At 67.0% G+C, this 7,978-nt stretch carries 9 protein-coding genes; 2 read left to right on the top strand and 7 right to left on the bottom strand.

Annotation, left to right across the window (positions count from 1 at the left end; genetic code table 11):
- From nrdF to Q0D75_RS00955, 5 genes are all read right to left on the bottom strand, one after another.
- Positions 1–987: a class 1b ribonucleoside-diphosphate reductase subunit beta gene (nrdF, locus tag Q0D75_RS00935; protein WP_291048272.1), complete on the bottom strand. Its 987-nt coding sequence runs from the start codon at positions 985–987 to the stop codon at positions 1–3.
- A 39-nt stretch (positions 988–1,026) separates the two neighbouring features.
- Positions 1,027–3,174: a class 1b ribonucleoside-diphosphate reductase subunit alpha gene (gene nrdE / locus Q0D75_RS00940; RefSeq protein ID WP_291048274.1), complete on the bottom strand. Its 2,148-nt coding sequence runs from the start codon at positions 3,172–3,174 to the stop codon at positions 1,027–1,029.
- The gene (gene nrdI, locus Q0D75_RS00945; protein ID WP_291048277.1) at positions 3,159–3,563 is read right to left on the bottom strand and encodes a class Ib ribonucleoside-diphosphate reductase assembly flavoprotein NrdI; all 405 of its coding nucleotides are present in this window, start codon (positions 3,561–3,563) and stop codon (positions 3,159–3,161) included. The genes nrdE and nrdI overlap by 16 nt, the downstream gene beginning before the upstream one ends.
- A 4-nt stretch (positions 3,564–3,567) precedes the next feature.
- Complete coding sequence (nrdH, locus tag Q0D75_RS00950; RefSeq protein WP_171705925.1) at positions 3,568–3,807, bottom strand: glutaredoxin-like protein NrdH; 240 nt, start codon at positions 3,805–3,807, stop codon at positions 3,568–3,570.
- Positions 3,808–4,141: 334 nt separating this feature from the next.
- A complete protein-coding gene (locus Q0D75_RS00955; protein ID WP_291048282.1) occupies positions 4,142–4,642 on the bottom strand; it encodes a MarR family transcriptional regulator in 501 nt (166 codons plus the stop codon).
- Positions 4,643–4,661: 19 nt separating this feature from the next.
- Here Q0D75_RS00955 and Q0D75_RS00960 point away from each other — a divergent pair, with 19 nt between their 5' ends.
- Positions 4,662–5,597, top strand: a complete 936-nt coding sequence (locus tag Q0D75_RS00960; protein WP_291048284.1) for an EamA family transporter — start codon at positions 4,662–4,664, stop codon at positions 5,595–5,597.
- Here the strand turns inward: Q0D75_RS00960 and Q0D75_RS00965 are convergent.
- Complete coding sequence (locus Q0D75_RS00965; RefSeq protein WP_291048292.1) at positions 5,557–6,351, bottom strand: siderophore-interacting protein; 795 nt, start codon at positions 6,349–6,351, stop codon at positions 5,557–5,559. The two genes, Q0D75_RS00960 and Q0D75_RS00965, sit on opposite strands and share 41 nt — an antisense overlap.
- An 80-nt stretch (positions 6,352–6,431) precedes the next feature.
- Here Q0D75_RS00965 and Q0D75_RS00970 point away from each other — a divergent pair, with 80 nt between their 5' ends.
- On the top strand, positions 6,432–6,941 hold the full coding sequence (locus tag Q0D75_RS00970) for a hypothetical protein (protein WP_291048295.1): 510 nt from the start codon (positions 6,432–6,434) through the stop codon (positions 6,939–6,941).
- Between the two features lie 39 nt (positions 6,942–6,980).
- On the opposite strand, the gene Q0D75_RS00975 is transcribed toward Q0D75_RS00970, so the two are convergent.
- A partial coding sequence (locus Q0D75_RS00975) for a helix-turn-helix domain-containing protein (RefSeq protein WP_291048298.1) occupies positions 6,981–7,978 on the bottom strand: 998 nt, incomplete at its 5' end.

The following is a 7,978-nucleotide window of genomic DNA, read 5'->3' on the forward strand; positions in this document are numbered from 1 at the left end:
CTAGAAGTCCCAGTCCTCGTCTTCGGTGACAACGGCCTTGCCGATGACGTACGAGGAGCCCGAGCCCGAGAAGAAGTCGTGGTTCTCGTCGGCGTTCGGCGACAGGGCCGAGAGGATGGCCGGGTTCACGTCGGTGACCGTCTTCGGGAACATCGGCTCGTAGCCGAGGTTCATCAGTGCCTTGTTCGCGTTGTAGTGCAGGAACTTCTTGACGTCTTCGGTGAGGCCCACCTCGTCGTACAGGTCTTGCGTGTACTGCACCTCGTTCTCGTAGAGGTCGTACAGCAGCGAGAAGGCGTAGTCCTTGATCTCGTCGCGCTTGGCCTGGTCGACGAGCTCCAGCCCGCGCTGGAACTTGTAGCCGATGTAGTAACCGTGCACGGCCTCGTCTTTGATGATGAGGCGGATGAGGTCGGCCGTGTTGGTGAGCTTCGCGTGCGACGACCAGTACATCGGCAGGTAGAAGCCGCTGTAGAAGAGGAAGCTCTCGAGCAGCGTCGAGGCGACCTTCCGCTTCAGCGGGTCGTCGCCGTGGTAGTAGTCGAGAACGATCGAGGCCTTCTTCTGCAGGTTCGGGTTCTCGGTCGACCAGCGGAACGCCTCGTCGATGTCTTTGGTGTTCGACAGCGTCGAGAAGATCGACGAGTACGACTTGGCGTGCACCGACTCCATGAACGCGATGTTCGTGTACACGGCCTCCTCGTGCGGGGTCAGCGCGTCCGGGATCAGCGACACCGCGCCCACCGTGCCCTGGATGGTGTCGAGCAGGGTGAGCCCCGTGAACACGCGCATGGTGAGCTGTTGCTCGGCCGGGGTGAGCGTGTTCCACGACTGCACGTCGTTCGACAGCGGCACCTTCTCGGGCAGCCAGAAGTTGTTCACCAGCCGGTTCCACACCTCGACGTCTTTCTCGTCCTGGATGCGGTTCCAGTTGATCGCCTGCACTTTATTGAGCAGCTTCAGCGGCTCGGAGGGAGGAGGGGTCATGGTCTTTTCCGGTTCAGAATTCAGTCGGCGAGGGGATGATCAGAGCATGCAGCTGACGCAGCCATCGATCTCCGTGCCCTCGAGGGCGAGCTGGCGGAGACGGATGTAGTAGATCGTCTTGATGCCCTTGCGCCAGGCGTAGATCTGCGCCTTGTTGATGTCACGGGTGGTGGCGGTGTCCTTGAAGAACAGGGTCAGCGAGAGGCCCTGGTCGACGTGCTGCGTGGCCGCGGCGTAGGTGTCGATGATCTTCTCGGCGCCGATCTCGTAGGCGTCGGCGTAGTACTCGAGGTTGTCGTTCGTGAGGAACGGCGCCGGGTAGTAGACGCGGCCGATCTTGCCCTCTTTGCGGATCTCGATCTTCGAGGCGACCGGGTGGATCGAGGAGGTGGAGTTGTTGATGTACGAGATCGACCCGGTGGGCGGCACGGCCTGCAGGTTCTGGTTGTAGATGCCATGGGCCTGGATGGAGGCCTTGAGCTCGAGCCAGTCGGCCTGCGTGGGGATGTGGATGTTCGAGGTCTCGAACAGCTCGGCGACGCGGGCCGTGGCGGGCACCCACTCGGCATCCGTGTACTTGTCGAAGAACTCACCGGAGGCGTACGTCGAGTCCTCGAAGCCGTCGAACTTCTCGCCGCGCTCGATCGCGATCGCGTTCGAGGCCCGCAGCGCGTGGAACAGCACGGTGTAGAAGTAGATGTTCGTGAAGTCGACACCCTCCTCCGAGCCGTAGAAGACGCGCTCACGGGCGAGGTAGCCGTGCAGGTTCATCTGGCCGAGGCCGATGGCGTGCGACTTGTCGTTGCCGTCTTCGATCGAGCGCACCGAGGTGATGTGCGACTGGTTCGACACCGAGGTGAGGCCGCGGATGGCGGTCTCGACGGTGCGGCCGAAGTCGGGCGAATCCATGGTGAGCGCGATGTTCAGCGAGCCCAGGTTGCACGAGATGTCCTTGCCGATGGCGTCGTAGGACAGGTCTTCGTTGTACGTCGTGGGCGTGTTGACCTGCAGGATCTCCGAGCACAGGTTCGACATGTTGATGCGGCCCTTGATGGGGTTCGCCTTGTTCACGGTGTCTTCGTACATGATGTACGGGTAGCCGGATTCGAACTGGATCTCGGCGAGGGTCTGGAAGAACTCGCGCGCCTTGATCTTCGTCTTGCGGATGCGGGGGTCGTCGACCATCTCGCGGTACTTCTCGGTGACCGAGATGTCGCCGAAGGGCAGGCCGTAGACCTTCTCGACGTCGTACGGCGAGAACAGGTACATGTCTTCGTCGTTCTTGGCGAGCTCGAAGGTGATGTCGGGCACGACCACGCCGAGCGACAGCGTCTTGATGCGGATCTTCTCATCCGCGTTCTCGCGCTTGGTGTCGAGGAACTTCATGATGTCGGGGTGGTGCGCGCTCAGGTACACCGCACCCGCACCCTGACGGGCGCCGAGCTGGTTGGCGTAGCTGAAGCTGTCTTCGAGCAGCTTCATCACGGGGATGATGCCCGAGGACTGGTTCTCGATCTGCTTGATCGGGGCGCCGGCCTCGCGGATGTTCGACAGCAGCAGCGCCACGCCGCCGCCGCGCTTGGACAGCTGCAGGGCGGAGTTGATGCCGCGGGCGATCGACTCCATGTTGTCTTCGATGCGCAGCAGGAAGCACGACACGAGTTCACCGCGCTGGGCCTTGCCGGTGTTGAGGAAGGTGGGGGTGGCCGGCTGGAAGCGCCCGCCGATGATCTCTTCGACCAGGTTGATCGCGAGCTGCTCGTCGCCCTGGGCGAGGCCGAGCGCGGTCATCACCACGCGGTCTTCGAAGCGCTCGAGGTAGCGCTTGCCGTCGAAGGTCTTGAGCGTGTAGCTCGTGTAGTACTTGAACGCGCCGAGGAAGGTCTCGAAGCGGAACTTCTTCGAGTACGCGAGGTCGTTGAGTTTCTGGATGAACTCGAACGAGTACGACTCGATCAGCTCGCGCTCGTAGTACTCCTTCTCGATCAGGTAGTCCAGGCGCTCACGCAGGTTGTGGAAGAAGACCGTGTTCTGGTTGACGTGCTGCAGGAAGTACTGCTTGGCCGCCTCTTTGTCTTTGTCGAACTGGATGCGTCCGTCGGCGTCATAGAGGTTCAGCATCGCGTTCAGCGAGTGGTAATCGAGCGCCGGCGCCGCGGTGGGGGCGTCGATCAGAGTTGCTTCCACAGTCTGTCCAATCCAATCTGGACGGCCTCGCGGTCATCCGGGGTTCCGAATACTTCGAATCGATAGAGCAGCGGGGTTCCTGTTTTGCGCGCGACGATGTCGCCCGCAAGGCAGTAGGCCTCGCCGAAATTGGTGTTGCCGGCGGCGATGACGCCGCGGATGAGCGATCGGTTCTGCTCGTCGTTGAGGAAGTGGATCACTTGCTTGGGAACCGCTCCGCCGAGGCCGCCCCCACCATAGGTGGGGAGGACCAGGACGAACGGCTGGGTCGCCTTCAGCTTCTCGTCGCGAGCGTAGATCGGGATGCGCGAGGCAGGACGACCGAGCGACTCGACGAAGCGGTGGGTGTTGCCGGAGACGCTCGAGAAGTAGACGAGGTCGTCGGACAACGCTCTAGGCCGAGGCGCGGCTGGCCAGCTCGGCGATCTTGTCGGGGCGGAAGCCCGACCAGTGATCGCCTTCGGAGGTCATGACCACGGGAGCCTGGAGGTAGCCCAGCTCCTTGACGGTTTCGAGGGCCTTCTCGTCGACCGAGAGGTCGAAGATCTCGAACTCGAGACCCTTGTTCTCGAGGGCGCGGTAGGTAGCGGTGCACTGAACGCAGGAGGGCTTCGTGTAGACCGTGATTGCCATAGGAAAAGCACCTTTCTCGAGTGAGGAAGAACGATGGAATTAGGACGTTGCCAGGCCTGTGTCCACCGTTTTCGTGGGCGCTCGGTGCCGGGACTTCAATACTACATATAGTTGGTGGCGATATCGAGCACCCCTAGATGAAGTGTTACACCCGTGTAATTATCCACAGCCTCCCTACCACTTGTACACATCTTTTCGCCCTGTTCATCCACAGGCAGATCGGCGAAAAACCGCCCTTCTGGCTCGCGCTGTGGACAGTGGCCACCGATCGATCTGAGGATAACTTCGACCACCGACATCCGGCGTTCCGGGCGTGTCGCGGACGATGCCGGCACTACCCGTCGAGAGCACGCAGCCACCGGCGCAGCACGGGCTCGAGCGCAGCGCGATCCTCGGCTCCCAGAAGGGCCGCGAGCCGATGCTCGTTGGCCATGTGCTCCTCGAAAGCCGCATCGATCACGTCGCGCCCCCGCTCGGTGAGTGAGACCACCCGCCGACGCCCGTCTCCGGCCCCGGACTCCCGCAGCACCAGCCCGGCCTCCACCAGCCGGTCGATGCGCTTGGTCATCGCGCCGGTCGTGACCATGGTGTGCGCGGCGAGCTCGCCCGGCGCCCGCTCATAGGGCGCGCCGGCCCGGCGCAGCGTGGCCAGCACGTCGAACTCGCCCTCGCTCAGCCCGTGTCGCGTGTACACCGGCACGAGCTCGCCGGTCAGGGCCGCGGCCACCCGGTGCAGCCGCCCGATCAGCCCCTGCGGCGACACGTCGAGGTCGGGGCGCTCCCTCCTCCACTCGGACTGGATCTCGTCGACACGATCGTTCGCAATCTCTTCCATGGAAGCTATAGTACCTTCCATGGAAGCTAAATGGCGCTGGATCCTCGTCACCGCGATCGCGCCGATCGCCTGGGGCTCGAACTACTACGTCACACGCCACTTCCTGCCCGCCGACAGTCCGCTCTGGGGCGCCGTCATCCGCGCCCTGCCCGCCGGCCTGCTGCTGCTCGCGGTGGCCCGGCAGCGGCCGCGCGGCGCCTGGTGGTGGCGATCCGCGGTTCTCGGCATCCTGAACGTCGGCGCCTTCTTCGTGCTGATCTACCTCGCCTCGCAGCTGCTGCCCACCAGCGTCGCCTCGACGATCATGGCCAGTTCCGCCGCCGTTCTGATGCTGCTCGCGTGGCCCCTGCTCGGCGAACGGCCGGGCCTGTTCTCGCTGCTCGGGGCCGCCATCGGCTTCACCGGCGTGTGCGTGATGCTGTTGGGCGGCGGATCGGCCGGCCCGGGCGGCGGCATCGATCCGCTCGGCGTGGCGGTCTCGCTCGGGGCGATGGGGCTGTCGTCGGTGGGGTTCATCCTCACCAAGCGGTGGTCGCGCACCGCCGACGGCGCCGCACCCGTGAGCACACTCGCCCTCACGTCGTGGCAGCTGATCGCGGGCGGCATGCTCCTACTCCCGTTCGCGGCGGTGAGCGAGGGGCCGCCGCCGCAGCTCGACCTCCCGGCCGTGCTGGCCTTCGCGTACGTCTCGCTCATCGCCACGGCCCTGGCCTTCGTGGCCTGGTTCACGGGACTGCGCCACCTGCCCGCGGGTGCCGTGGGGCTCGTCGGACTGCTCAATCCCGTGACCGGCGTGCTGCTCGGCACCCTGCTGGCCGGCGAGGCGTTCGGGCCGCTGCAGGCATCCGGAACCGCCCTCGTGCTGGGCGGTGTGCTGCTCGGCCAGCGCCGCAGCCGTGCGGTCCGCGACCGGATCAGTTCGCCTTCTGCCGCTTCCAGTAGCCGCAGAACGTGACGTTGCCCTTGGGCACCCCGCGCGCGCTCACCAGGTGCCGCCGCACGCCGGTCGCCAGCGCCGACTCCCCCACGGCGAACGCGTAGACCGAGCCCGCCGGGAAGGCGAGCTCCCGCACCGCCGGCAGCACGGCCGCACCGGGAGCGGCCCCCTCCGGCCGCACCAGCCAGTGCACCTGCACCCCCTCCGGCGCCTCCGACAGCTGCCGGTCGGCGTCGTCGAACAGCTCGACGAAGGCGTGCCCGACGGCATCCCGCGGCAGATCGCGCAGGATGCCGGCGACCGCGGGCAGGCCGCTCTCGTCGGCGGCCAGCAGCAGCCAGTCGCTCGGAACCGGCGCCCATCCGCAGCCCTGGTCGATGAACGCCACCTCGGCGCCCGGCTGCACGGAGGCGGCCCACGGCGCGGCCACCCCCTCGGTGCCGTGCACCACGAAATCGACGTCGAGCTCGAGGCTCTCCGGCCGGAACGCCCGCACCGTGTAGTTGCGGATGACCGGACGGGTGCCCTTGGGCAGGGTGACGAAGCGAAGGTAGCCGGCGAGCCCGAACCTGTCGGGCAGGTTGTCGAGCCGCGACTCCTCGCTCACCGGAACGGCGAGCCGGAACCACTGGTCGAAGCCGCGGTGCTCGAAACGGTCGAGCTCGCCGCCGCCGAGGGTCACCCGCATCATGTGCGGCGTCACCCGCTCGCTGCGCACGACCGTGGTGTGCACCAGCCCGGAGGGTGCGTGCGTGATGGTGATGTTGCTCATGGTGCCCCTTCGCCGATGCGCATGTTGATTAGGGTACCCTAACCATGCTCACGGCCACCGTTCGCGGTTAGCCTGGTCGGATGGACGCCGAGACGGAACCGACGGATGCCGGCTACCGCGCCGATGCACTGAAGGAGCGCGTCTACGTCACCTTCACCGCTCTCGCCGTCGTGCTCGCGATGCAGACCCACGCCGAGGGCCTCACCGCGGGCGAGGCCGCGAAGACGATCGCGATCACGGTGATCGGAACCCTGCTGGCCGTGTTCGTGGCCGACCTGGTGGCGCATCTGGCCGTGCACACCGTGCTCCCGACCCGGCCGGAGCTGCGCCGGATGATGCGGGTGAGCTTCGGCGCCTTCGCCGTGGCCGTGCTGCCGCTGATCTTCATCGGCTTCGCCGCCCTCGGCAGCTGGCAGATCGGTGCCGCCCTGCAGGCCTCGACGATCGCGCTCACCGCCTCGCTCATCCTGATCGGCTACCTGGCCGTGCGCCGGGCGAAGCTGACCTGGTGGCAGCGCCTGATCGCTCTCGGTGCGGAGTTCCTGCTCGGTCTCGCGGTCGTGGCGCTCGAACTGCTCGCCCACGGCTGACGAGGGCCGCGACCGCACCGGCCTAGGGCCCGCACCGGCCTAGGGTTTGGTGTCCGCGACCGGCGTGTCGGCGACCGGGCCCACCTCCACCGCCGCCAGCAGCACCCAGAGCTCGGCACGGCCCTGGAAGGTGTCCAGCGGCAGGCCCAGTTCGGTCGAGAGCTCCCCGATCCGGGCCTTGAGGCTGTGCCGGTGCATGCCGAGTTCGCGGGCCGCGGGCTCCCACGACCCGTTGTGCCGCAGCCATACCGCGGACTCCGTGAGCCTGCGCCGGCCGCGATCGGTCTCCAGATGCAGCCGCAGACGCGCCCGGGCGATGTCCGAGACCTGCGAGGAGGCGAGCAGCCCGAAGACGTTCTCCCCGATCAGCCGCGAGAAGCTCAGCAGCTGCCCGGCCGGGGCACTCTCGAGGGAGCGCACGGCCTGACTGATCGCGGTGTCCAGCTGCGCCCAGGCGGCCGGATCCGACTCTCCCGCGCGGGCATCGGCCCCGGCGAGCAGCGCCCGCACGGCCGGGAGCGACCCGGCGTCGGCCAGCAGGAACAGCCGCTGCTCGTCGGCGGCCGCGAACAACCGTTGCGGCGGCCGGGCGGCCAGCCGTTCGACGGCGTCGCGGAGGCCGGGGCCGAGCTCGGCGAGGGTGAGCGCGATCACCGAGAACGGCTCCCGCGGGAGTCGCATCGGCATCGAGCGCAGGCCCTTGCGCACCGACTCGATGCGCCCGTCGCGCAGCAGCTGGAAGAACTGCTCGGCGATCGCGCGCAGGCCCATCCTCCTGTCTTCGGCGTGTTCGAACGACAGCTCGGTGAGCGCGGTCAGAACGGTGAGCACCGACTCCTCGGCCACCCCGAACGCGGCCGGCCGGGTCACGGCCACGGCCCCGCGCAGGCGGCCGGTGCCGCCCACGGTCTGCACGATCCAGTGCCGGCCGGTGCCCTCGTCGACACCGCCGTCGCGGGCGCGGTTGCCCCGGCCGAGCAGATCGGCGGCGCGCCGCCGCACGCTCGCCGGCTCCGCGTCGCGCTCACCGGGCGGGT

This window comes from Herbiconiux sp., assembly GCF_023264855.1.
Lineage (GTDB): Bacteria > Actinomycetota > Actinomycetes > Actinomycetales > Microbacteriaceae > Herbiconiux.